Genomic DNA, 22939 nt, shown 5'->3' with positions numbered 1-22939 from the left:
AAGACTCGAAGGTAAAATAAAGTCATTATCCGTCTTCTTTTGTCAGTCACAGAGAATAGAAGAATAGGAGAGGAAAAAATGAGAAAATCATTGAAACAAAAAATAGTAAGCTCTTTGCTTGCTGTATCACTCGCTGTTAGCTTAGCTCCAATTGGGCAAGCAAAAGCGGATTCCACGTCAGAGGTTACACAAACTCCATCTATTACAAAACAGATTGATCCAAACCGCGCGATTGAACATGTTCGTTTCTTATCTGAAACAATTGGTCCTCGCCCCGGTGGAACAAAATCCGAAGAATGGGCTTCTCGTTACATTGGTATGCAGCTTAAATCAATGGGCTATGACGTAGAATATCAACCATTTCAGGTGCCCGATCAATACGTTGGATTCATTGAATCACCACTATCAACAAAACGTAATTGGCAAGCTGGTGCTGCTCCTAATGCACTCATTTCTACAGAAGCTGTTACAGCTCCCCTTATCTTTGTTCAAGGTGGGACAAAATTAGAAGATATTCCAAATGAAGTAAACGGTAAAATTGTTTTATTTGAAAGAGGAACGACAGTTACAGACTATAATAAACAAGTTGAAAATGCTGTTAGCAAAGGTGCAAAAGGTGTTCTTTTATACAGTTTAATTGGCGGACGCGGAAATTATGGACAAACCTTCAATCCCCGCCTAACGAAAAAGCAGTCTATCCCTGTCTTTGGTCTTGCTTATGCGCAAGGAAATGCATTTAAAGAAGAAATCGCTAAAAAAGGGACAACAATTCTTTCCCTAAAAGCGAGACATGAATCTAAATTAACATCTCTAAATGTTATCGCCAAAAAGAAACCAAAAAAGAGTACAGGTAATGAGAAAGCAGTCGTTGTAAGCTCGCACTATGATAGTGTTGTCGGAGCACCTGGCGCAAATGATAATGCTTCTGGAACTGGATTAGTATTAGAACTAGCTCGTGCTTTTCAAAATGTAGAAACTGATAAAGAAATTCGCTTTATTACCTTTGGTTCTGAAGAAACTGGATTACTTGGTTCGGATTATTACGTGAATAGTCTATCCCAGAAAGAACGCGACCGTATTTTAGGTGTCTTTAACGCCGACATGGTTGCAACAAATTATGATAAAGCAAAGAATTTATACGCTATGACACCTGATGGCTCTACAAACTTTGTAACAGACGCTGCCTTGCAAGCAGGTAAACAACTAAATAATGACCTCGTCCTACAAGGTAAATTCGGTTCTAGTGATCATGTTCCATTTGCTGAAGCTGGTATTCCTGCTGCTCTATTCATTTGGATGGGTGTCGATAGTTGGAATCCATTAATCTATCATATTGAGAAGGTATACCATACACCTCAAGATAACGTATTAGAAAACATTTCACCTGAACGAATGAGAATGGCATTAGACGTTATCGGAACAGGAGTTTATAACTCGCTTCAAAAACCTGTTCCTCAAACTGAACAGAAAGCTGCTTAATCATTTAAAAGACCACTGATTTTATCAGTGGTCTTTTATTGAGAAAAAATATATATGCATAAAAGCATATTTTATCCTACCCATTATCGTATACAATATTAACTGTAACAACACCGATTACAACTAATAAGGAGGCTTTTTCTATTATGAAAAAAATGATTTTAGCAGGTGCATTAACTTTAGCAGGAATTACTGGAGCTACTGCGTTTATTCCTGAAACAAAAGTCGCTGCTGCCGCTCAAGAACAAAGCTTTACAAAATTTTATTCTTTGCAAACTGGAGGTAGTTCTGAACAAGAACCTATTTTCCTTCAAAAAGGACAAGAACTAACAATTCATCCTAACAGCAAAACTCCTAGTTACAGTGTTTATGACTCAAATCATAACCTAATTGGACGTTATTCTGATGGTTACGGCCGAATTTTCACTGCAAAAACAGATGGAAATATGTATGTTCAATTTCATGCACCTTACGTTTACTATAGTCCTGTTAGTTTTTCTGTTACTTATACTATTCAATAAAAAAGAGGTCCTTTATAGGGCCCCTTTTATTTCTCTTGCCAATTCACTTTTACGAATCCATCTTTCACTTTTAATCCGCTTATATTCAATACATACTCTTCATTTGCTTTTAAAGTAACTGTAAAACTACCTTTTTTCGATTCACAGATTTCCTTTAACTCTTTTATACCTTCTCCTCGTCTTTCATACACGCTAAAGCATAAGTTCCCTCGTTTTGCATCTGTCTCATAAGAAAATGTCACTTCTGTGTCCTTCTCATACTGAAGTTCAATATCTTTACCGGCAATATCCCATGATGAGAATTTCGCCTCGTAACTTGTCTCCCCTTGCTTCTCATTTTCTAAATATATATCTCCTGCTTTCCACGCGTCATCTAACGTTTGTGCAAAAGCAAAACCACTAAGTAATACAAACATTGTACTTGCCAATATCGCAACTAATGTTACTTTCTGTTTTTTAACAAAGTTCATCTTATATTCTCCTTCAACTTTCTTTTTACTTCTTCTTACCATATATAACAAAAAACCGATAAAAAATGGAAATATAACCGCTAAGACACTCCATCCTTTACTCATTTGATGTGCTTTAGCATCTGTATATACCCATGATGCAACACATATTAAAAGTGCTATAAAAGCTAAAAACATCGTCACTCCAGCTACTTCAAATAGTACAAACGGATTAGCGAACTCATTCATGTAATTTATACTCCTTCTTTAAAAATGACTGTATTACAACATATATCGGAATGTATACATGCATCATAATCACAATGGCTATTAACATAGGAATTTTATAATCCAAATGAGTGACAAATTGTTCTATAACAATTGTTAGCAAAACAATCCAAATGGTGTGAATACAAATCATCCATTTCCTCTCTAACTTCTGAGCCTTTCGCACGCCCTGCTTCGTGTTATTTATTAGCTCTTCGCTTGGAGTTATCTCTTCTGCTAAACTGCTCTTTATTTTCTGTTCAAATTTATCTTCCTTCATGAACGAACCCCTCCAAATGTTCTCGCATTTTCTTTTTCCCATAATTAAGCCGATACTTTACCGTACCAATCGGTGTATTTAATATTTCGCTCATTTCTTTATAAGAGTATTGTTCATAATAGTAGAGTACGAGCACGGTTTTATATTTTTCATTCAATAGCTGTATAAATTCCCGTATCATTTCCGCTTCCACTTTTTGAATAAATTCTTCTGATATATTCACATCATCTGCGAAATCTATTTCTCCACCATCCTCTTTATGAAACAAATCCAATATTCGATCTTTCCACCTTTTTTTCTTACGATAAAAATCATAAAACGTACGAACACAAATTGTAGTAATCCATTTTTTATAATTCTCCACGTAAGAAAGTTGGTGCCGCGATGAAAAAACTTTTATCCATGTCTCTTGAAAAATATCTTCCGCGTCTTCTTTCGTCTTTGCTAACTTATAGCATAAGGAATATATTTGCTTCTTATATATATCAATTAATTCTTCTACCTTTTCTTCCATCATAAACCTCCTGTCATTTATATAAGACGACGCAAATTCCCTTTTTGTTTGATAAAATTTTATTTTTTTATTATCTCCACATAAAAAGGCAATCACAACATCGTGTGATTGCCTTTTATTTAAAAACGAAAGTCCGCTTCCGCTTTTCTTTATGTCCAGCTCTGCCTCCTAGCCCCTTCTGTCTAAGAACCTTCCCCACTAGAAGATAAAATGCATCTTCTGTGGGAAAGAACCTTAGCCTTCGGGACTAAACAGTCGGCTCCGCTTTTCTTTATTGTCCAGCTCCAGCGGCTAGAATACTCGGTGGCTTCGCGCCTTCCTCCGAGGCAAAGTACGCCTCTCTGTCAGGAGCTCCATCCCCCTCCTATTCTAAACGAGCCGCTTCCGCTTTTCTTAATTACATTTTTTCTGGTGCAGATACTCCTACGATTGCTAATGCATTTTGAAGTGTAGTGCGTACTGCTTTCATTAACTCGTAACGAGCTTTACTTAATTCTAAATTATCTTGGTTTAATACTTTTTCTGCATTGTAGAAGCTGTGTAATGTTGCTGCTAATTCAAATGCATAGTTTGTAATACGGTGTGGTAGACGTTTTTGTGCTGCATCCGCAACTACCGCTGGGAATTCACCAAGTTTTTTCAGTAACTCTACTTCTTTTTCAGAAGTAACAAGTTTGTAGTTAACGTCTCCACCTGTAGCTAATCCTAATTCTTCACCTTGGCGAAGGATGCTGCATACGCGAGCGTGAGCGTATTGTGCATAGTATACTGGGTTTTCATTAGATTTTGATACAGCTAAGTCCATATCGAAGTCTAAATGAGAGTCACCGCTACGCATTGCGAAGAAGTAACGCATTGCGTCCACGCCTACTTCTTCCATAAGCTCACGAAGTGTAACTGCTTTACCCGTACGCTTACTCATCTTCATTTTTTCACCATTTTGGTATAGTTGTACCATTTGGATGATTTCTACTTCAAGCGTGTCTTTATCGTAACCAAGTGCTTGAATAGCAGCTTTCATACGTGGAATATAACCGTGATGGTCAGCACCCCAAATGTTAATTAACTTATCGAAACCACGCTCTAATTTATCACGATGATACGCGATATCTGGCGTTAAGTATGTGTAAGAACCGTCATTTTTAATTAATACACGGTTTTTATCGTCACCGTAAGTCATTGAACGGAACCAAGTTGCACCGTCTTCTTCAAAGATCTCGTCGCGCTCTTTTAATACAGCAAGTGCTTGATCAATTTTCCCGTTTTTGTATAATGATGTTTCTGAGAACCATACATCAAATTTAACGCGGAAGCTTTCTAAGTCTTTTTGAAGTTTTGCTAATTCATATTTTAAACCGTACTCACGGTAGAATTCATAGCTTTCTTTTTCATCAGCTTTCGCATAACGATCACCGAATTCTTCTGCTAAACGTTTACCAATTCCAATGATATCCGCACCATGGTATCCGTCTTCTGGCATTTCTTTTTCTAAGCCTAAAGCTTGCATGTAACGAGCTTCAACAGAAAGAGCTAAGTTATGAATTTGGTTACCAGCGTCATTAATGTAGTACTCACGAGATACATCGTATCCTGCTTTTGCTAATAGGTTACATAAAGTGTCACCTACTGCCGCACCGCGTGCATGTCCTAAGTGAAGGTCACCTGTTGGATTCGCAGATACGAACTCAACTTGTACTTTTTCACCTTTACCAGTATTCGTTTCACCGTAAGCTTCACCAGCGTTTACGATTGTTGGAATTAAATCTGTTAAGTAGCTATTATCCATATAGAAGTTAATAAAACCAGGACCAGCGATTTCGATTTTTTCAATAGAAGCTTTTGCTTTATCGAAGTTTGCAACTAGTTCTTCTGCAATCATACGAGGTGCTTTTTTCGCAACGCGTGCAAGTTGCATTGCCATATTTGTAGAGAAGTCACCATTTGTTTTATCTTTTGGAGATTCTAATACAACGTTTGGAATTTGTTCTTCTGTCGCTAATTCTGCCTTTAATACAGCAGCCTGAATTTCTTCTTTAATCAATCCTTTTACCTGTTCTAAGGAATTCATTATTTTGCCTCCTTCAAATTAATTGTAATAGTATATCTGCCAGCTTCTTGTTCACTTAGAAGCAATGCGTACGTTAAGAAGAGTTGTCCTTTTTTCTTTTCATCCGACCATTTAAAAAGAACGTTATCAGTCTTTGTTTGCAATGCAAACGTACCAAGTTCACTCGTATACGTACCAGTTGTCCATTCACCTTTCACATGCGTCTGACGCATAGAAACAGCACCTGAACGCATAATGAGAACTTGTTCATCTTGAATTTTAATAATTGTTTTCACTTCGCCTTGTTCGTTCGGCTCCTGGAATGTTACATATGTACCTTGACCTTTTACATAGTATTGACCATTTGCTTCAAAAGCAACGGTTTCCTTCCTCGCCCCTTCACGGATTTCTGTTACGAAATGAACGTGTACCGGCAAGCCTGCAAGTTGTTTCTCCACGTCTTGCACACCTTTCAAATGTTATAGATATTAAATACTACTTATAATAAATCACTTTTCCTATCATATCAAAAAAAGACTCTGTCTGTCTGCTGAAAAATCAGGAAAACTCCATTTCAAAAAATAATTCACTTCTACTTTATTTCATATGATAAAATATTTTTTAAATCTAAATATTCTTTCAATTAAAGAGGTGAATGTAGTGATACCAACAAAGTTAAAAAAGGGTGCTGAAATACGAGTGATTTCACCATCGTGTAGTTTAAGTATTGTTTCAAATGAAAATAGAAAACTTGCTATAAAAAGATTAACTGACATGGGCTTTCAAGTTACATTCTCAAAATATGCTGATGAGATAGATCGATTTGCTTCCTCCTCTATTTCTTCCCGCATTCAAGACCTCCATGAAGCATTTCGAGACTCTAATGTAAAAGCTATTTTGACTACACTTGGCGGATACAACTCAAATGGTTTATTGAAACATCTCGATTATGATTTAATTCGTGAAAACCCGAAATTTTTCTGTGGTTATTCTGATATTACTGCCTTAAATAATGCAATTTACGCAAAAACAGGGCTTGTTACATATTCAGGACCCCATTTCTCTTCGTTTGGAATGGAGAAAGGGCTCGGATATACAACCGATTACTTTTTAAAGTGCTTAACTTCTAATGAGCCTATTGAAGTCCTTCCATCTGAAACATGGAGCGATGATTCTTGGTATATAGATCAGGAAAATCGAGAATTTATTAAAAATGAAGGATATGTTTCAATTCAAGAAGGAGAAGCTACGGGAGATATTATCGGTGGCAATATGAGCACATTTAACTTACTGCAAGGTACACCATATATGCCAAATTTAAAGGAGAAAATTTTATTTATTGAAGAAGATAGTTTAACTGGAACATCTACTCTTAAAACTTTTGATCGTTATTTACATTCCCTTATGCAGCAGCAAGGTTTTGAATACATAAAGGGAATCGTTATAGGAAAGATGCAAAAAGGTGCAGAATGTACGATAGAAGACATTCAAGAAATGATTGCTTCAAAACCTGAACTTGCACATATCCCTATCATTGCAAACGCAAGTTTCGGGCATACAACCCCGATTTTCACTTTTCCAATTGGTGGACATGCAAAAATTATTTCTCACAAAGAGAAGACATCTATCACTATTTTAACGTACTAAAAAAGGAGCGAATGAGTCGCTCCTTTTATGGTTTTTCTATTTTTTCCAACGCTTTTTGCGGAATGGATTCTTTCGGGATTTCAGCCCATCCTTTTCCTTGCATACCTTTTGCATAAATTTTTATAAACGCCCCCGTATGCAATTCACGGTTCATCATTCTTTTAATAACTTGTAACTTTCCATCTTCTGTATACCCTTTAAAAGTATACAAGTATTCTCCGTCTTTTTTCTCACCTTTATCTATAACCGCATAATAATCTTGTATTTCTTTATTTGAAAAGAAGTTGTCTACAAAAGCATGTACACCTTCTGTTTTTGTGTTCAAATAATACGCTGTTCCACCTAGAATAATGGCGAATACAGCTAAAACTTTAATTACCAATTTCATACATGAACCTCCTGTTTGCACTTCTTTCTCGCTAGTATTATATCTATACTTGTATTATACGGAAAAGAGCATACTATACTCTATCTAAAAGTCTTACACTTTCCTTACATTATTGTAAGGGATTTTTTCTTACAACCAGTTCCCAAGAAAAAATTTTTCCGTTTCATACACTTTTATATTATTATTGAATGATACGAATTTTTATTACAAAAATCAAAGGAGACAGTTTTCAAATGGCTATCTTGCAAGGTTTAGCACTATTACTTGTTGTACTTTGTCTATTTACACTTTTCAGTTACCGTGCGCCTTACGGAATGAAGGCGATGGGCGCTTTAGCTAATGCAGCAATTGCAAGTTTTCTTATTGAAGCATTTCACCGTTATATAGGTGGAGAAATGTTTCATAATGACTTTTTACAATCAGTAGGAGAAGCTTCCGGTAGTATGAGCGGTGTCGCAGCAGCGATTTTAGTCGCATTAGCAATCGGTGTTTCCCCCGTATATGCTGTTTTAATTGGTATCGCTACTAGTGGATTTGGTATTTTACCAGGATTTTTCGCTGGATACGTTTGTGCCTTCGTCGTGAAATTTCTCGAAAAGAAATTACCAGCTGGTGTGGAATTTTTAGCAATCCTATTTATCGCTGCACCAATCTCACGCGGAATGGCAATGCTTATGGATCCGCTCGTTAACGCCACACTTGGTAAAATCGGTTCTATGATTTCAGTTGCAACTACAGAAAGTCCTATCATTATGGGTATTATGCTTGGTGGATTAATAACAGTTATTTCTACCTCTCCACTGAGTTCTATGGCACTAACTGCAATGCTTGGATTAACAGGTTTACCAATGGCAATTGGTAGTCTGGCTGTAGCAGCTTCAGCCCCAATGAACTTTATTTTCTTTAAACGCTTAAAAATTTGTTCAAAGAAAGATACAATTGCTGTAGCAATCGAGCCTTTAACACAAGCCGATGTTGTTTCAGCAAATCCGATTCCAATTTATGCGACAAACTTCGTTGGCGGTGCACTTGCTGGTATTATTACCTCTCTGTTCCAGCTCGTTAATAATGCACCAGGAACAGCATCACCAATCCCAGGACTTCTTGTCTTATTCGGATTTAATGACGTTGTAAAAGTAACAATTGCTGCTATATTATGTGGGATCGTTACCACTATTGTCGGATACATCGGATCTATTGTGTTCCGTAAATATCCGATCCGCTCTGCTGATGAAATTCGCGGAGTTACTTCGGAAGAGAAGGTTGCATAAGAAAAAGAGCTATTCCCATCGTTTAGGAATAGCTCTTTTTTGTGTTGCGTAACAGTAAATGAAATTATATCGGCGGTTTTTTTAATATATCGACTTACCGACACATAACGAAAAAATAAGAGCCCTCTAATCATATAGAGGGCTTTTATTTTATCTAGCTGCAGTGGCTAGAATGATCGGTGGCTTCGCTTCTTCCTTCGAGGCAAAAAGCGCCTTTTGCAGGAAAGAACCTTAGCCACCGGGCCTAAACAGTCGGCTTCACTTTTATTTCACCCAACCGAGCAGCATTTCCCGCACGAATTTGCTTGCTGCGACTGGTGTTTGATCACTATGGTCGTAGACTGGAGCTACTTCTACCAAGTCTGCTCCAACTACATTTATATTTGAATTTGCAATTGCTACGATGGAATCTAATAATTCTTTAGATGTGATACCGCCAGCTTCTAACGTTCCTGTTCCTGGAGCGTGAGCTGGGTCTAATACATCAATGTCGATTGTGACATAGACTGGGCGGCCAGCAAGTTTCGGTAATACTTCTTTTAACGGTTCTAATACGTCAAATTTGTATAAGTTCATACCTACTTCTTTCGCCCATTCAAATTCTTCCTTCATTCCAGAACGAATTCCGAAAGAATATACGTTTTCCGGACCAATTAAATCACACACTTTACGAATTGGTGTAGAGTGGGATAAAGGCTCCCCTTCATACGATTCACGTAAATCAGTATGAGCATCCATGTGGATGATTGCTAAATCCGGATATTTTTTTGCCATTGCCTTAAAAATTGGCCAAGACACTAAGTGCTCACCGCCGAGACCTAGTGGAAACTTATCGGCATCTAAAAGTTTTGATACATACTCTTCAATCATGTCTAAGCTGCGTTGTGCGTTTCCGAATGGTAATGGGATATCACCCGCATCAAAATATTTTACCTCTTCTAGTTCACGATCTAAATACGGGCTATATTCTTCAAGACCGATTGATACTTCACGAATACGTGCAGGGCCAAAACGAGATCCCGGACGGTAACTTACTGTCCAATCCATAGGCATCCCATAAATAACTACCTTTGACTCTTCAAAACTTGGATGACTTTTAATAAATACTTTACCTGAATAAGCTTCATCAAAACGCATATTCTTTTCCTCCTTATGTGGAACTTAAGGTATCCCAACCTTTCACTATTTCTCAAATTTGGAGCGAATTGCTCCTCTTTCTCGATTTACCGGGTCTTCTTTTTAACAACAAGAAGACGATTTTCTCTACAGAAGTGTAAGTAGCTAGCATGTTCAAGTCTTCTGGACAAACACCTTAAATGAGCTACTTACACTTTATTTGTTTGATACAATTCTCTTACTTAATTAAATCGCCAACAAATTTCGGTAATGCGAATGCTGCATTGTGTAATTCTTTTGTGTAGTATTTCGTTTCGATTTCGTGGAAACGCTCTTCACTTACTTCTAATGGATCATGTTTTTTAGATCCAATTGTGAACGTCCAAAGACCACTTGGGTAAGTTGGAATGTTTGCTGTGTATAAACGAGTGATTGGGAAGATCTCTTTTACGTCTTTAAACACAGTTGTAATTAACTCTGGTGTGAACCAAGGGTTGTCCGTTTGTGCAACGAAAATACCATCTTCTTTTAACGCTTTTGAAATTCCAGCGTAGAAGCCTTTTGTAAATAGGTTTACTGCTGGTCCTACTGGCTCAGTAGAATCTACCATAATTACATCGTATTCATTTTCACTTTCTGCGATATGTAGGAAACCGTCTCCTACTTTTACTTCTACACGCTCATTATCTAATGCGCCTGCAATTGATGGTAAGTATTGTTTAGAGTACTCAATTACTTTTCCATCGATTTCAACAAGAGTTGCTTTCTTTACACTTGGGTGTTTTAACACTTCACGAATAACACCACCATCACCGCCACCAACAACTAATACGTTTTCAGGGTTTGGATGTGTAAATAAAGGTACGTGCGCTACCATTTCGTGATAAACGAACTCGTCCTTTTCTGTTGTCATAACCATGCCATCTAAAATAAGCATGTTTCCGAACTCTTCCGTTTCAACCATATCAAGTTTTTGGAATTCTGTTTGCTCCGTATGTAATGTGCGGTTAATACGCGCCGTAATCCCAAAATGTTTTGTTTGTTTTTCAGTGAACCATAGTTCCATCGTACAATCACGCCTTTCAATGCAAATTTATAATAGGGACATCATTAATGTCCCCTAACAAAAATAAAACAAAACATCCAAAATGTATAGTTAAAAGTACAAAAATACCGAAAATATATTTTAGTCAGAGGGTTCTAACATATGTGCGGAAAGGGTTTGCACCGTAAAAGGAAAGAAAACCCTTTCTTAAGAAAGGGCTTTTGTCTCTATTTCTACTGGTTTACGAATTGGAATTAGGATCATAATACAACCAACTAACACCACAATTCCACCTACTAAAAACGGACTTTGTGGTGAAACAGTATGACCGATAATTCCTGATAAAATCGGAGCAATCGCACCACCTAACCAACGAACAAAGTTATAAACACCTGACGTAACAGATCTTTCATAAGGTGAAATATCCATTACATAACTTGTGTATAATGCATTGTTTAAGCCAGACGCCAATCCTGATAAAACGATAAGAGTAATTTGTAACCACATAATTTTCACAAAGAATAGTGCAATTAAGAAAATCGCAAATACGAGTAAACTACCCTTCAATAATGTTTTTGGTTCATATTTCCCTTCTAGCTTATGTGCTAAAATTGCAGAACCGTAAGCTAACGCGAGTCCCCATCCGCAAAATACAAAGCCTAATTGAATAGCTGATAAATGCATAATAAGTGGTGAATATGCTAACACGACAAAAAATCCGTAGTAGTATAGCATCCCTGAAATGGCACCTTGCATAAATGGTTTATACTTCACCAGGTTAAGTAATTCCCCTACGCCAGCAGCCTTACGCTTCACTTTTCGTTCTGGTTCTTTTACAAAAAAGAATACTAAAATAAATGCTAAGAAAATTAAAATACTCGTCGCGAAAAACGGATAACGCCAAGAATGACCACCTAATATCCCGCCTAATAACGGTCCGCCAGCCATACCTAAGCCGATAGCTGCTTCGTATAATCCTACTGCTTCATGAACTTCTTTACTTAATGCAATCAATAAAGTCATCGCCGTCGCGAAGAACATCGCATTCCCTAATCCCCATCCAGCGCGGAAAAGAGATAATTGAGCAATCGTTTGTGACATACCACATATAAACGCAAATACAGTCACAATCGCAAGACCGATTGTCATCATCCGTTTATCACCAAATCTCGATGCAAATATACCAGCTGGTAACATCATAATTGCCATCGTTAAAATATAAGCGGTAAATAACATTTCAACTTGCCAATGCGATGCACCAATTTTCTCTGCAATAATCGGCAAAATTGGGTCGACTACTCCTATACCCGAAAAGGCAAGGAAGGTAGCCACCACTGTAATCAATCTCCCTAGTTTTTGTTTGCTCTCCATTTTGATTACTCTCCTTTTGTGCTCTCTAAAAATGTTACTGCACGATGTAAACTATCTTCTAGTTCTGCCTTTACACGTTGCATTTGCTCCATTTTTTCGTCTAACGTTTGCACTTGTTTTTCAAGCATATCTTTAATTTCTTGAATCACTTCACGATCACGAGGATTTTCGCTATTTCTTCTTTGCTCCATTCTTTCTTTTAGTGATAAGAAATGCTGCATTTCTTGAAGTGTGATTCCTAGCACTTCTTTCGCTTCTACAATTCTTTTAATTCTGGCAATATCCTCATCCGTATACAGACGGATATTTCCCTCACTACGTTCTGGGGGATGAATTAAACCAATTTCCTCATAATAACGAAGTGTACGTTTTGTTAAACCGACTTGCTTTGTTACTTCATCAATTTTATACATGTTTATTCCTCCCTTCACTTGATTATTACATTTTACGTTAACGTTAACTTTTCTGCAACTGTTAGACTTTTGTAAATGTTTGTCATATTCAATTGTATTTTCCCTAAAGCAGTTTCATAATAAAAGAAAAGAGATAATAAGGAGAATTTCACATGAGTAAACCACTTATTTTCGCTCACCGCGGAGTAAAAGGAACACATCCCGAAAATACGATGATTGCCTTCCAAGAAGCAGAACGCATTGGTGCTCACGGAATTGAACTCGATGTCCACTTATCAAAAGATGGTGAACTTGTCGTAATTCACGATGAAACCGTCGATCGTACAACAAATGGCGTTGGACTTGTTTCTGAAAAAACGGTAGAGGAACTACAATTATTGGACGCTGGTAGCTATAAAGACCCTTCTTTCCATGAAGCAAAAATCCCAACGTTGCGTGAGGTTTTCATTTGGCTTTCCACAACGAACTTACAACTAAATATTGAATTAAAGACAGATGTTATTCATTACCCAAATATTGAGGAAAAAGCTGTTGCACTTGTGCGTGAATATCATCTTTCTAATCAAATTGTATTTTCATCATTTAACCATGACTCTGTTTCATTATTAGCAGAAATTGCTCCTGAAATCCCAAGAGCAATTTTATATGATACACCACTTACTGATCCAATTTCCGAAGCAAAACATAGAGAAGCAAGTGGATTACATCCAAACTTCCAGTTATTAACGAAAGAATTTGTGCAGTTAGCACAAGAGCAAGGATATGTTTTCCGTCCATATACAATTAACGAATACAAAGATTTACAAACTATGATTGATTATGGTGTAGATGTCATCATTACCGATTGGCCAGCACGTGCCTTTGAGCTCCTTTCTTAATGGAAGGAGCTTTTTATTTTCGAAATTTCATTGTTTAAAATAAACGAAAACCCTCAATACTAATACAATAACGCTTGTATTAATGAGGGGCTGAAAAAGATGGATCAAACTATGAATCCAAAACTTAAAAAATATAAACGTCTTTTCTTCACCGCAATGTTTTCGTGCGTCCTTTTCTTCGTTTTTTCTTTTTTTGTTATTATTATAGTTGCAAAAATTATGGGACCTCCTCCTGTTGCGGTCCCGCAAACAAGCGTCTTTTACGCAAACGATGATACTGTTATTGGACAAAGTAACGAAATTCAAAAACGTTACAATGTCTCTCTTAATGAAATTTCACCTTATGTAAAAGAAGCGACCCTTTCTATTGAAGATCAAAGATTTTATAAACATCACGGCTTCGATGTGAAACGGATTGCAGGTGCAATTGTTGCTGATTTAAAAGCGATGGCAAAGGTACAAGGAGCTAGTACAATTACACAACAATACGCGCGTAATCTGTATTTAGATCATGATAAAACGTGGAAACGAAAATTATTAGAGGCAATGTACACTATCCGCCTTGAAGTAAACTATAATAAAAATCATATTTTAGAAGGATATTTAAATACAATTTATTACGGACATGGCGCTTATGGCATCGAAGCTGCGTCCCGTCTATATTTCGATAAAACGGCAAAAGAGTTAACATTAGCAGAAGCTAGTATGCTGGCAGGTATCCCGAAAGGGCCAAGTGTCTATTCTCCCTTTTTGAAAGAGGATCGCGCTAAAGGACGACAAGCTCTCATATTAGATGAAATGGTGAAGCAAGGATATATTACGAAGCAACAAGCAACCTTAGCGAAGAAAGAGACACTAACTTTTGCCTCATTAGATACGAAAAAAGTAGCAGAGGTCGCACCATATTTCCAAGATGCTGTACAAGCTTCGCTTCTTCGTGATGTTGGATTAGACGAACAAGCTTTACAACGAGGTGGCTTACGAATTTATACAACGCTAGACCCTAAACTACAAGCTGTAGCAGAACAAGCTGTAAAAGATCATATACCTGACACAACAAACATACAAACTGCTCTCGTCTCTATGAATCCAACGACAGGTGAAGTGGCTGCTCTTGTTGGTGGAACTGATTATAATATGAGTCAATTTAACAGGGCTACACAAGCCGTTCGTCAGCCTGGTTCTACATTTAAGCCATTTCTATATTATGCGGCATTAGAACGAGGATTCACGCCTGCTACGCGCTTAAAAAGCGAATATACTGTATTCACCCTAGGTGACGGCGTTTCAAAGTATAAACCGAAGAACTATAAAGATTATTATGCAGATGATTTCGTAACGATGGCACAAGCTCTCGCAGTCTCTGATAACATTTATGCTGTGAAAACGAATTTGTTTTTAGGAGATGACACGCTAGCAAAAACAGCGAAACAATTTGGAATTAAAAGTGCATTAAAAGATGTGCCTTCTCTAGCTCTCGGTACATCACCAGTAAAACCAATTGAAATGGTTAACGCTTATAGCATGTTCGCAAACGGTGGAAAAGAAGTAAAACCTACTTTCATTCGCCGCATTATGGATCATGAAGGAAATATATTATACGATGCTCATTTAGAGAGTAAACAAGTTCTCGACAAGAGCAAAGCATTTGTAATGGAAGAAATGATGACTGGTATGTTTAATAAGAAACTAAGCAGTTATGCTGCTGTAACTGGCCAATCGATGTTATCAAAATTATCAAGAACATATGCCGGCAAATCTGGTTCTACTGAAACGGATAGTTGGATGATCGGATTTACTCCGCAAATCGTAACAGGTGTATGGGTCGGATATGATCAACCTAAATCTATTTCAAACGTAGCAGAACAGGGGTATGCGAAGAAAATATGGACTGATACGATGGAGAAGGGCTTAGATGGACAGCCTAAAAAAGAATTTAAACAACCAAGTGACGTCGTAGCGGTTAATATCAATCCAGAGAACGGTAAAATTGCTACAAAAAATTGTCCTATTTCTGTGAAAATGTATTTCGCTAAAGGTACCGAACCGACTGAATATTGTATGGATCACGTCGATGATAAAGAAGAATTTGAAAAAACAACTGAAGAAAAGAAAAAAACAAGTTGGTGGAAAAAATATCTTCCTTGGTAAAAAAATAGCTGACGGGCATCCGTCAGCTATTTTTTATTCACTTAATAATGCACGGCGCAATTCTTCACTAGATTCGTTCCAAATCGCTTCATTATGTTCTTTCAAGAACGTACCAAGTACCTTTTTAGATGATTCATCCATATGGTCAACCATAATGTGACGCTTCAATGATTTATCCATTTTATTTACGTGTTCTGGAAGTGATTTATATCCGCGGCGAATCTCACGGTCAACTGTCATTTCACAAGCTGTTACACCCGCGTAATACGCACCTGTCGCAGTTCTTTCAATTGTTACCCAAACAAGCCAAAATGGTTTTCCATTTGGAACTTCATCTTTATTTGTTAAAAACTTAATACCTTTTTCTACTGTACTACGCGCATGCATCGCACCGATATCAACGAATGCAGTCTTCTCTAGTACATCAACAAATACAGGTGAAATGTTTTCTAAGCTTAATGCTCCAACACCAAATCCACCATGTCCATCTGTTGAATCATTTTTCACGATATTAAAACCGATTTTTTTCTTTTTCTCTGTCATATGTAAAATCCTCCTCACTTAAAAATTATAAAAGGCCAAAAATAGGCGCAATGATGCTGTCTAAAAATACAAATACATGCGGAATAACTACCTGGAAAATAGGTTGAATTGTGTAATTACTAAGCGGTGTAATAACGAGAATTAATAACGCAATTGCCCCGTATTTTTCATACTGTGTCATTTTTGCGCGAATATTTGCTGGCGCTAAATCTTCCACTACGCGATACCCATCAAGTGGCGGGATCGGTAATAAGTTAAATACAAGTAAAACGATATTCAGCATAATAAAAATCTGGAAAAATTGAGCTAACGTATCTGCCACTGCAGATGGAATTGAGTATAATACACCAAATTTTAATAAGCTATACCAAATAATTAAACCAATTGCACTCAAAATTAAGTTACTAATCGGCCCTGCAATTGAAACTAATATACCTGCCAGACGCGGTCTTTTAAAGTTATATGGATTAACAGGAACTGGTCTTGCCCAACCGAATCCAAGAATTAATACTGCAATCAAACCGATAGGGTCTAAATGGGCCATCGGTGATAACGTTAAACGCCCTTGTCTCTTTGCTGTATCGTCCCCAAATTTATATGCAACATATGCATGTGCAAATTCATGAACGGATAGTGCAATAATAATTGCCATTGCTACTAACGGAATTTCGTGCAATGGATATCTAAATAACTGATCCATACTTCATCTCCTCTTCCATATGTCAAAAAAAGAAATTATTTGTTTTTTCGATTGTTCTTCCCCATAATCCGCTATAATAAGAGTGTAACTTACATAAAAGGAGCGATTGTACATGCCATACGTAACAGTGAAAATGCTAGAAGGACGCACAGAAGAACAAAAGAAAGCTCTTGCTGAGAAAGTAACAGCAGCAGTAAGCGAAACAACTGGTGCTCCTGAAGAAAACATCGTTGTTTTCATCGAAGAAATGTCTAAAAACCATTATGCAGTTGGCGGAAAACGCTTAAGCGACAAATAATTTCAAGTTTTTTCATAAGAAGCAGCCATTAGCTGCTTCTTATTTCTTTCCTTCTAACAACTCAATAATTCTCTCTTTATATTTTCCTTTTCTTCCATCTTCATAGATTAAATCATGTGGATAGAATAGCTTTTGATCCGTTCTTTTCTTACCTGTAATCGCCTCAACAATATCCGACTCACGTGAAAGCTCTCTAAGCTCTCCGTTTGGCATAAGAAGTAGGATTGGTAGACGCTCCTCTTCTTCTCCTGCACGATAAAAGTCATACGGTAAGTCTGATGTTGAATCAACTACTAAATAATACTCCGGATCAAGTCCAATCTTTTTAAATAAACTACTTAATTCCATCCAATTATCTAAACCGTGTTTATCTGTAAACTCTACATATTTAAATAGATTTCGATTCATAAAACGGCGGCATAAATCGCTTAAAATTGGATCTTCTTCTTCCTGCCATACTTGGAAGTAGTAATACATAACGTTCTCGTCTAACTTTAAATAATCCTCTACTGTTACTTCTTCTTCAAATAAAGAATAGAAATGAACAGGATGATTTTTAAATGTATAATACTTCTCGTGCAGTGATTTCGCACGGTGTAAAATCTTCGTTAAAATAACTTCTGCACTTCGCGTTACCGGGTGGAAATATACTTGCCAATACATTTGATAACGACTCATAATGTAATGCTCAACAGCATGCATACCACTATTTTTAATGACTACTTGATTCCCATACGGACGCATTACACGCAGTATACGTTCCATATCGAAGTTTCCGTACTTTACGCCTGTAAAATAAGCATCTCTTAATAAATAATCCATACGATCCGCATCAATTTGACTCGAAATCATACTAATCGCTAATTTATTAGTAGACGTTTTTGCAATTACATCTGCTACCTTTTGTGGAAACTCCTTATCAACACGACTTAATACATCATTAATCTCCGTATCGCCAACGATAATCTTTTGCGTAAATTTCTCATGATCTAATGAAAATACTTTTTCAAACGAGTGAGAAAATGGGCCGTGGCCGACATCATGAAGTAATGCCGCACATAAACATAACAATCTATCTTCAGCATTCCAATTTGGTCTGCCATCAAACACATCATCAATCATACGACGAATAATTTCGTATACACCTAACGAATGAGTAAAGCGACTATGCTCTGCACCGTGAAATGTAAAAAATGTCGTTCCAAGCTGCTTAATACGGCGCAAGCGTTGAAATTCTTTCGTTCCGATTAAATCCCAAATAACACGATCACGCACGTGCACATATTTATGTACTGGGTCTTTAAACACTTTTGTTTCGCTGAGTTTGTCGTTTAAATATACCACTTTCCGACATCCCCCTTTCTTTACTACATTCTTACTTTATATTATAAACGAAATGAGAAACAGAAAGAAATGAAAGACTGTATTAATTCCCTTTATAAAAAGAAAAAATCACCTTTACCGAAGTAAAAGTGATTTCCTTTATACATTATTTACCTAAAACGAATTCAGCAACTTCGTCTAAGATCATATCTTTCCCAAGTGGGAAGTAACCTTTGTTTAAGTCTTCATTTTTAATTGTAAATACGTGGTTGTTTTTAACAGCGTTCATGTTTTTCCAAATTGATTCTTCTTGGAATTCTTTCAAGCGCTGAGAACCGTCACCAGTTGTAAACACGAATAAGTAATCTGGGTTGTAATCAATTAAAGCTTCTTTTTGTACTTGTACTAACGGTTTATCAGTTGGTGTACCTTTAACTGCTGGTAGTTTTAAATCATTAAAGATTACGCTACCGTAACCGTAGTCACCGTATACACGGAAAGCATTTGGATATGCAGCCATTTTCATAAATGTTGCTTCACCAGTTTTAGCGACGATTTTGTCATGTAATTTGCTTGCTTTTTCATCATACTTTTTGAACCATTCTTTTGTTTCTTTTTCTTTACCGAAGATTTGACCTACTTCTTCAAATTTTGGACGCCATTGATCTAATGGAGTGTTTAACATAACTGTTGGTGCAATTTTAGATAATTGATCATAAATCTTTTCTTGACGATTATTTACAAGAATTAAATCTGGTTTTGCAGCAGCTACTGCTTCGATGTTAATTTTATCGCCCCAAGCAGAACCAACTGGTTTAACGTCTTTTAGTTTCTTTTCAATATGTGCATCAATTTTTTCTTGAGATGTATTAGCAGTAATAACCGGTTTCATACCGAAAATTAATAATTCTTCTGTTGAACCACTAAGGTCAGCAATTTTCTTTGGGTTTGCAGGAATTTTAATTTCCCCTTTTGCATGTTTTACAGTGCGCTCTTCAGTCTTTGCATCTGCTTTCTTTTCTTCTTCTTTGTTAGAACAAGCTGCAAATAGTACAGAAGTCACAACTAGTACCATTGCTAATAGTGCCATTTTAAAATTCTTCATGTTCCCACTCCTTCTAGCTGTATTTATCTTATAAGTTACAACGAACTATAAGAAACAAAGATAACAATTAATTAATATATATTTATTAATTGTTGTTAATAACCCATTCTAACGGGCGTTCAACTTCCCATTCTTATATAAGAAGCTCAACGTCCATTAGAAGTCCCCCTCTTCACGAGGGGGTTCTACTTATGCTTTTTTACGCAATTGATTACTAATCATCGCTAAATCATATGTTAAACAAATTGGCTTACAGTTTACTGGACATGGAACGATTTGAGCTTCAATCTCAAATACGTTACGAAGTGTTTCACTTGTCATAACTTCATCTGGCGTTCCTTGTTTCATTAACTTACCTGCTTTTAATGCAATCATATGATCTGAGAAACGAGAAGCGTGATTTAAGTCATGGATAACCATAACAATCGTTCTACCTTCTTCTTCATTTAACTTTTTCAATAAGTTTAATACTTCTAATTGATGAGCCATATCTAAGTACGTCGTTGGTTCATCCAATACAAGTAATTCTGTTCCTTGTGCAAGAGCCATTGCAATCCAAACACGTTGACGTTGACCGCCTGATAGCGCTTCTGCTGGACGATTCGCAAATTCTTTCATTCCTGTCACTTCAAGTGCCCAGTTAATATAGCGATAATCCTCTTCTTTCAACGTGCCAAACCCTTTTTGATGAGGGAATCTTCCATATGACACAAGCTCAAATACAGTAAGACCCGTTGGCACTTCTGCAGTTTGTGGTAAAATCGCCATTTTCTTTGCAATTTCTTTCGTTGGCTGTTTCTCAATTGCTTTTCCGTCAAGATAAACAGTACCTTGCTTTGCCTTCAAAATACGAGACGCCGTTTTTAATAATGTGGACTTCCCACAACCATTTGGTCCAATAATTGTTGTAATTTTCCCTTCCGGAATTTCAACTGTTAATCCATCAATAATTAAACCTTCATTATAGCCAACCGATACCGCATCCACCGCTAAAGTTGCCATACGAAAAGCCTCCCTTTATTTTGTCCTCATAAGTAAATAAATAAAATACGGTGCACCAATTACAGAAATAACAAGACCGACTGGTATTTCTGAAGTTGTTAGTACACTTCTTGAAATTACGTCTGCGAATAAAAGTAAAAACGTTCCTATTAGCGCAGCTGTGGGCAACATAATTTGATGTTTACCACCAACAAGGCGCCTTGCTAAATGCGGGGCCATTAAACCGATAAAGCCAATTCCGCCGGCAACAGCAACAGATGCCCCTGCTAAACAAACTGCAATAAATAATAATTTACGTCTTTCTTTTTCTACGTTTACACCAAGGCCAACTGCTGTAGAATCGCCTAGGTTCATTACATTTAATATGTGTGCTTTACTTATAGCAAGCGGTAAGAAAATAACCATCCATGGAAGTACACTTAATACGAATTTCCAATCTGTACCCCATAGACTTCCCGCCAGCCAAATCGTAGCAAAACGAAAATCGTTAGATGTCATCTTCATAGAGAAAATTAAACTAACAGCTCCAAATCCAGCTGCAACGGCAATACCGACTAGTATTAATCGAGTCGATGAAACGCCGTCTTTCCATGCTAGTAAATAAATAATTACCGCTGCTAATATCGCTCCAACTAGTGCGAAGAATGGGAGAATGAATACAGATAAAAATGTACCAGTCCCTACTTTCCCGAAGAAGAAGTAGACGAATATAACAACTGTTAATCCCGCTCCAGCATTAATACCTATAATACCTGGATCAGCAAGCGGATTTCGTGATAAACCTTGCAAAATCGCGCCTGACATAGCTAAAGCAGATCCGACTAGTATAGCAATTACCATACGCGGCATACGGAATTCAAATAAAATAACAGACTGATCTTCAGCCCCTAGTCCAACCAATGACTTTAATACGTCCATTGGCGGGATTTTAAAAGTTCCTGTATTTAAACTAATAAGAAATATAGAAACGATTAGTCCTACTAAAATCGTTAATATAGAAATGTTCTTTTTTGTTAAGACACTCGTCCTCACATCTTTCCTCTCCCTTCATTACGTGCTAAGTAGAGGAAGAATGGAACCCCAATTAGCGCTGTAATTGCTCCAATTGGCGTTTCAAATGGCGGGTTAATAACGCGAGATAACATATCTGCACATTCAATTAACAGCCCACCTAAGACCGCAGAACATGGAATAACCCATCTATAGTCCGAGCCTACGAGGAAACGAGTCATATGCGGAATTACAAGACCAACAAATCCAACTGATCCTGCCATGGAAACTGCGGAACCCGTTAAAACAAGAACAAGTACTGTTCCGATAAATTTAATCAATGTCGTATTTTGACCAAGTCCAATCGCAATTTCTTCACCAAAGCTCAAAATTGTAATATATCTCGACATCATAATTGCGATAAAAAGACAAATAAGGCCAATTGGCACTAACATATTAATACTTTGCCATTTCACTCCAGCGACTCCGCCTGCATTCCACATACTCACCTCTTGGGCAAGATTGAAATACAATGCGATTCCAGATGAAATTGCCCCTAATAAAGCACTAATAGCTGCACCTGCTAAAGCTAATTTCACAGGTGTTAATCCACCTGGTGAAGAAGATCCAATTCCATATACAATGCTTGCACCAAACGCAGCTCCAATAAAAGATGCGATAACAAACATTAAATAAGGTGAATTAGGGAAAAATGCATACATAATTGCAATTCCAAATACAGCTCCATCTGTAATCCCCATTAACGATGGTGAAGCAAGTGGATTTCGCGTCATACCTTGCATAATTGCTCCTGATACCGCTAAAAAGGCACCTGCAACTACGCCCCCTATTGCTCTAGGCATGCGAAGCTCTTGAATTACGTTATGATGTGTAATAGATCCATCAAACTGAAATACAGCTTGCCATACAGTCTTTAAACTAATATCTGCAGCCCCAAAAGAAATAGAAACTGCCATGCTTAAAGCTAACAAAATTGTACCCGCTACTAAAATAATAGAAGCGATGAGCGGTCTGCTCTTAATCTCTTTAACATTCTCTTCTTGCTGTTCTATACTGCTTGCGCTCGCTTCCATCCCTCAACCATCCTAACCAACAACATATATTTATTGAAATGAAATTT

The 22939-nt window shown here is 37.1% G+C and carries 24 protein-coding genes; 7 read left to right on the top strand and 17 right to left on the bottom strand.

Annotation, left to right across the window (positions count from 1 at the left end; genetic code table 11):
- Window positions 1–78: 78 nt before the first annotated feature.
- Together ACTFR3_RS23190 and ACTFR3_RS23185 are read left to right on the top strand one after the other, a co-directional pair.
- On the top strand, window positions 79–1479 hold the full coding sequence (locus ACTFR3_RS23190; protein ID WP_001232218.1) for a M28 family metallopeptidase: 1401 nt from the start codon (window positions 79–81) through the stop codon (window positions 1477–1479).
- A gap of 146 nt (window positions 1480–1625) precedes the next feature.
- Window positions 1626–2000 (top strand): hypothetical protein, encoded by a 375-nt coding sequence (locus tag ACTFR3_RS23185; RefSeq protein ID WP_000738221.1) that lies wholly within the window; start codon window positions 1626–1628, stop codon window positions 1998–2000.
- Between the two features lie 26 nt (window positions 2001–2026).
- Here the strand turns inward: ACTFR3_RS23185 and ACTFR3_RS23180 are convergent, their stop codons facing one another.
- The 5 genes from ACTFR3_RS23180 to ACTFR3_RS23160 all read right to left on the bottom strand — a co-directional run bounded on the left by ACTFR3_RS23180 (window position 2027) and on the right by ACTFR3_RS23160 (window position 6015).
- Window positions 2027–2698, bottom strand: coding sequence for an ECF-type sigma factor negative effector (locus ACTFR3_RS23180; protein ID WP_001001596.1), 672 nt, complete (start codon window positions 2696–2698; stop codon window positions 2027–2029).
- Window positions 2691–2996, bottom strand: a complete 306-nt coding sequence (locus ACTFR3_RS23175) for an ECF-type sigma factor negative effector (RefSeq protein WP_000656684.1) — start codon at window positions 2994–2996, stop codon at window positions 2691–2693. Before ACTFR3_RS23175 ends, ACTFR3_RS23180 begins: the two co-directional genes overlap by 8 nt.
- Window positions 2983–3510: an RNA polymerase sigma factor gene (locus ACTFR3_RS23170; RefSeq protein ID WP_071740962.1), complete on the bottom strand. Its 528-nt coding sequence runs from the start codon at window positions 3508–3510 to the stop codon at window positions 2983–2985. Before ACTFR3_RS23170 ends, ACTFR3_RS23175 begins: the two co-directional genes overlap by 14 nt.
- Before the next feature lie 397 nt (window positions 3511–3907).
- Entirely contained in the window at window positions 3908–5578 is a 1671-nt protein-coding gene (gene argS / locus ACTFR3_RS23165; RefSeq protein WP_001086454.1) for an arginine--tRNA ligase, read from the bottom strand.
- Window positions 5578–6015, bottom strand: a complete 438-nt coding sequence (locus ACTFR3_RS23160; RefSeq protein ID WP_000414867.1) for a DUF1934 domain-containing protein — start codon at window positions 6013–6015, stop codon at window positions 5578–5580. The genes argS and ACTFR3_RS23160 overlap by 1 nt, the downstream gene beginning before the upstream one ends.
- A 202-nt stretch (window positions 6016–6217) precedes the next feature.
- Between ACTFR3_RS23160 and ACTFR3_RS23155 the strand changes: the two genes are divergently transcribed.
- Window positions 6218–7204, top strand: a complete 987-nt coding sequence (locus ACTFR3_RS23155; protein WP_000613224.1) for a S66 family peptidase — start codon at window positions 6218–6220, stop codon at window positions 7202–7204.
- 25 nt (window positions 7205–7229) lie between these two features.
- On the opposite strand, the gene ACTFR3_RS23150 is transcribed toward ACTFR3_RS23155, so the two are convergent.
- Window positions 7230–7592 (bottom strand): YxeA family protein, encoded by a 363-nt coding sequence (locus ACTFR3_RS23150; protein ID WP_000779921.1) that lies wholly within the window; start codon window positions 7590–7592, stop codon window positions 7230–7232.
- Between the two features lie 233 nt (window positions 7593–7825).
- On the opposite strand from ACTFR3_RS23150, the gene ACTFR3_RS23145 reads away from it, so the two are divergent.
- Window positions 7826–8863 carry a PTS sugar transporter subunit IIC gene (locus ACTFR3_RS23145; RefSeq protein WP_000996319.1) on the top strand — a complete coding sequence of 346 codons (1038 nt, stop codon included), beginning with the start codon at window positions 7826–7828 and terminating at the stop codon, window positions 8861–8863.
- A 264-nt stretch (window positions 8864–9127) separates the two neighbouring features.
- Here the strand turns inward: ACTFR3_RS23145 and speB are convergent, their stop codons facing one another.
- The 4 genes from speB to ACTFR3_RS23125 form a co-directional block, all read right to left on the bottom strand.
- A complete protein-coding gene (gene speB, locus ACTFR3_RS23140; RefSeq protein ID WP_001209831.1) occupies window positions 9128–10000 on the bottom strand; it encodes an agmatinase in 873 nt (290 codons plus the stop codon).
- Window positions 10001–10217: 217 nt separating this feature from the next.
- The gene (gene speE / locus ACTFR3_RS23135) at window positions 10218–11045 is read right to left on the bottom strand and encodes a polyamine aminopropyltransferase (RefSeq protein WP_000424696.1); all 828 of its coding nucleotides are present in this window, start codon (window positions 11043–11045) and stop codon (window positions 10218–10220) included.
- 186 nt (window positions 11046–11231) lie between these two features.
- Window positions 11232–12395 (bottom strand): MFS transporter, encoded by a 1164-nt coding sequence (locus ACTFR3_RS23130; RefSeq protein ID WP_000444228.1) that lies wholly within the window; start codon window positions 12393–12395, stop codon window positions 11232–11234.
- Between the two features lie 5 nt (window positions 12396–12400).
- Window positions 12401–12808: a MerR family transcriptional regulator gene (locus tag ACTFR3_RS23125; RefSeq protein WP_000276560.1), complete on the bottom strand. Its 408-nt coding sequence runs from the start codon at window positions 12806–12808 to the stop codon at window positions 12401–12403.
- A gap of 152 nt (window positions 12809–12960) precedes the next feature.
- Here ACTFR3_RS23125 and ACTFR3_RS23120 point away from each other — a divergent pair, with 152 nt between their 5' ends.
- Together ACTFR3_RS23120 and ACTFR3_RS23115 are read left to right on the top strand one after the other, a co-directional pair.
- On the top strand, window positions 12961–13686 hold the full coding sequence (locus ACTFR3_RS23120; RefSeq protein ID WP_000042779.1) for a glycerophosphodiester phosphodiesterase: 726 nt from the start codon (window positions 12961–12963) through the stop codon (window positions 13684–13686).
- A gap of 99 nt (window positions 13687–13785) precedes the next feature.
- Window positions 13786–15837, top strand: coding sequence for a transglycosylase domain-containing protein (locus ACTFR3_RS23115; RefSeq protein ID WP_000372958.1), 2052 nt, complete (start codon window positions 13786–13788; stop codon window positions 15835–15837).
- Between the two features lie 33 nt (window positions 15838–15870).
- Here ACTFR3_RS23115 and ACTFR3_RS23110 read toward each other — a convergent pair whose 3' ends face one another.
- Both ACTFR3_RS23110 and ACTFR3_RS23105 read right to left on the bottom strand, forming a co-directional pair.
- Window positions 15871–16380 (bottom strand): YwhD family protein, encoded by a 510-nt coding sequence (locus ACTFR3_RS23110; protein WP_000136678.1) that lies wholly within the window; start codon window positions 16378–16380, stop codon window positions 15871–15873.
- A 25-nt stretch (window positions 16381–16405) separates the two neighbouring features.
- A complete protein-coding gene (locus ACTFR3_RS23105) occupies window positions 16406–17080 on the bottom strand; it encodes a site-2 protease family protein (protein WP_000372445.1) in 675 nt (224 codons plus the stop codon).
- A 112-nt stretch (window positions 17081–17192) separates the two neighbouring features.
- Here ACTFR3_RS23105 and ACTFR3_RS23100 point away from each other — a divergent pair, with 112 nt between their 5' ends.
- On the top strand, window positions 17193–17378 hold the full coding sequence (locus ACTFR3_RS23100; RefSeq protein ID WP_001147171.1) for a 2-hydroxymuconate tautomerase: 186 nt from the start codon (window positions 17193–17195) through the stop codon (window positions 17376–17378).
- 39 nt (window positions 17379–17417) lie between these two features.
- Here the strand turns inward: ACTFR3_RS23100 and ACTFR3_RS23095 are convergent, their stop codons facing one another.
- The 5 genes from ACTFR3_RS23095 to ACTFR3_RS23075 all read right to left on the bottom strand — a co-directional run bounded on the left by ACTFR3_RS23095 (window position 17418) and on the right by ACTFR3_RS23075 (window position 22892).
- Window positions 17418–18722, bottom strand: a complete 1305-nt coding sequence (locus ACTFR3_RS23095) for an HD domain-containing protein (RefSeq protein WP_000262730.1) — start codon at window positions 18720–18722, stop codon at window positions 17418–17420.
- 145 nt (window positions 18723–18867) lie between these two features.
- Entirely contained in the window at window positions 18868–19806 is a 939-nt protein-coding gene (locus ACTFR3_RS23090; protein ID WP_000787724.1) for an ABC transporter substrate-binding protein, read from the bottom strand.
- 189 nt (window positions 19807–19995) lie between these two features.
- Window positions 19996–20808 carry an ABC transporter ATP-binding protein gene (locus tag ACTFR3_RS23085; protein WP_000212068.1) on the bottom strand — a complete coding sequence of 271 codons (813 nt, stop codon included), beginning with the start codon at window positions 20806–20808 and terminating at the stop codon, window positions 19996–19998.
- Window positions 20809–20823: 15 nt separating this feature from the next.
- Window positions 20824–21840 (bottom strand): FecCD family ABC transporter permease, encoded by a 1017-nt coding sequence (locus tag ACTFR3_RS23080; protein ID WP_001260757.1) that lies wholly within the window; start codon window positions 21838–21840, stop codon window positions 20824–20826.
- Window positions 21837–22892, bottom strand: coding sequence for a FecCD family ABC transporter permease (locus ACTFR3_RS23075; protein ID WP_000388293.1), 1056 nt, complete (start codon window positions 22890–22892; stop codon window positions 21837–21839). The genes ACTFR3_RS23080 and ACTFR3_RS23075 overlap by 4 nt, the downstream gene beginning before the upstream one ends.
- Between the last annotated feature and the right edge of the window lie 47 nt (window positions 22893–22939).

It is taken from the genome of Bacillus cereus group sp. MYBK14-1, assembly GCF_051916885.1.
GTDB classification, from domain to species: domain Bacteria; phylum Bacillota; class Bacilli; order Bacillales; family Bacillaceae_G; genus Bacillus_A; species Bacillus_A cereus.
The sequence above is the reverse complement of the archived record's forward strand: the minus strand, read 5'-3'. Positions and strand labels throughout refer to the sequence as shown.

Bases quoted from the DNA above. Each gene is read 5' to 3' on its own strand.
- ACTFR3_RS23190 (WP_001232218.1), top strand. From the start codon at position 79: ATGAGAAAATCATTGAAACAAAAAATAGTAAGCTCTTTGCTTGCTGTA.
- ACTFR3_RS23185 (WP_000738221.1), top strand. From the start codon at position 1,626: ATGAAAAAAATGATTTTAGCAGGTGCATTAACTTTAGCAGGAATTACT.
- ACTFR3_RS23180 (WP_001001596.1), bottom strand. From the start codon at position 2,698: ATGAATGAGTTCGCTAATCCGTTTGTACTATTTGAAGTAGCTGGAGTG.
- ACTFR3_RS23175 (WP_000656684.1), bottom strand. From the start codon at position 2,996: ATGAAGGAAGATAAATTTGAACAGAAAATAAAGAGCAGTTTAGCAGAA.
- ACTFR3_RS23170 (WP_071740962.1), bottom strand. From the start codon at position 3,510: ATGGAAGAAAAGGTAGAAGAATTAATTGATATATATAAGAAGCAAATA.
- argS (WP_001086454.1), bottom strand. From the start codon at position 5,578: ATGAATTCCTTAGAACAGGTAAAAGGATTGATTAAAGAAGAAATTCAG.
- ACTFR3_RS23150 (WP_000779921.1), bottom strand. From the start codon at position 7,592: ATGAAATTGGTAATTAAAGTTTTAGCTGTATTCGCCATTATTCTAGGT.
- ACTFR3_RS23145 (WP_000996319.1), top strand. From the start codon at position 7,826: ATGGCTATCTTGCAAGGTTTAGCACTATTACTTGTTGTACTTTGTCTA.
- speB (WP_001209831.1), bottom strand. From the start codon at position 10,000: ATGCGTTTTGATGAAGCTTATTCAGGTAAAGTATTTATTAAAAGTCAT.
- speE (WP_000424696.1), bottom strand. From the start codon at position 11,045: ATGGAACTATGGTTCACTGAAAAACAAACAAAACATTTTGGGATTACG.
- ACTFR3_RS23130 (WP_000444228.1), bottom strand. From the start codon at position 12,395: ATGGAGAGCAAACAAAAACTAGGGAGATTGATTACAGTGGTGGCTACC.
- ACTFR3_RS23125 (WP_000276560.1), bottom strand. From the start codon at position 12,808: ATGTATAAAATTGATGAAGTAACAAAGCAAGTCGGTTTAACAAAACGT.
- ACTFR3_RS23120 (WP_000042779.1), top strand. From the start codon at position 12,961: ATGAGTAAACCACTTATTTTCGCTCACCGCGGAGTAAAAGGAACACAT.
- ACTFR3_RS23115 (WP_000372958.1), top strand. From the start codon at position 13,786: ATGGATCAAACTATGAATCCAAAACTTAAAAAATATAAACGTCTTTTC.
- ACTFR3_RS23110 (WP_000136678.1), bottom strand. From the start codon at position 16,380: ATGACAGAGAAAAAGAAAAAAATCGGTTTTAATATCGTGAAAAATGAT.
- ACTFR3_RS23105 (WP_000372445.1), bottom strand. From the start codon at position 17,080: ATGGATCAGTTATTTAGATATCCATTGCACGAAATTCCGTTAGTAGCA.
- ACTFR3_RS23100 (WP_001147171.1), top strand. From the start codon at position 17,193: ATGCCATACGTAACAGTGAAAATGCTAGAAGGACGCACAGAAGAACAA.
- ACTFR3_RS23090 (WP_000787724.1), bottom strand. From the start codon at position 19,806: ATGAAGAATTTTAAAATGGCACTATTAGCAATGGTACTAGTTGTGACT.
- ACTFR3_RS23085 (WP_000212068.1), bottom strand. From the start codon at position 20,808: ATGGCAACTTTAGCGGTGGATGCGGTATCGGTTGGCTATAATGAAGGT.
- ACTFR3_RS23075 (WP_000388293.1), bottom strand. From the start codon at position 22,892: ATGGAAGCGAGCGCAAGCAGTATAGAACAGCAAGAAGAGAATGTTAAA.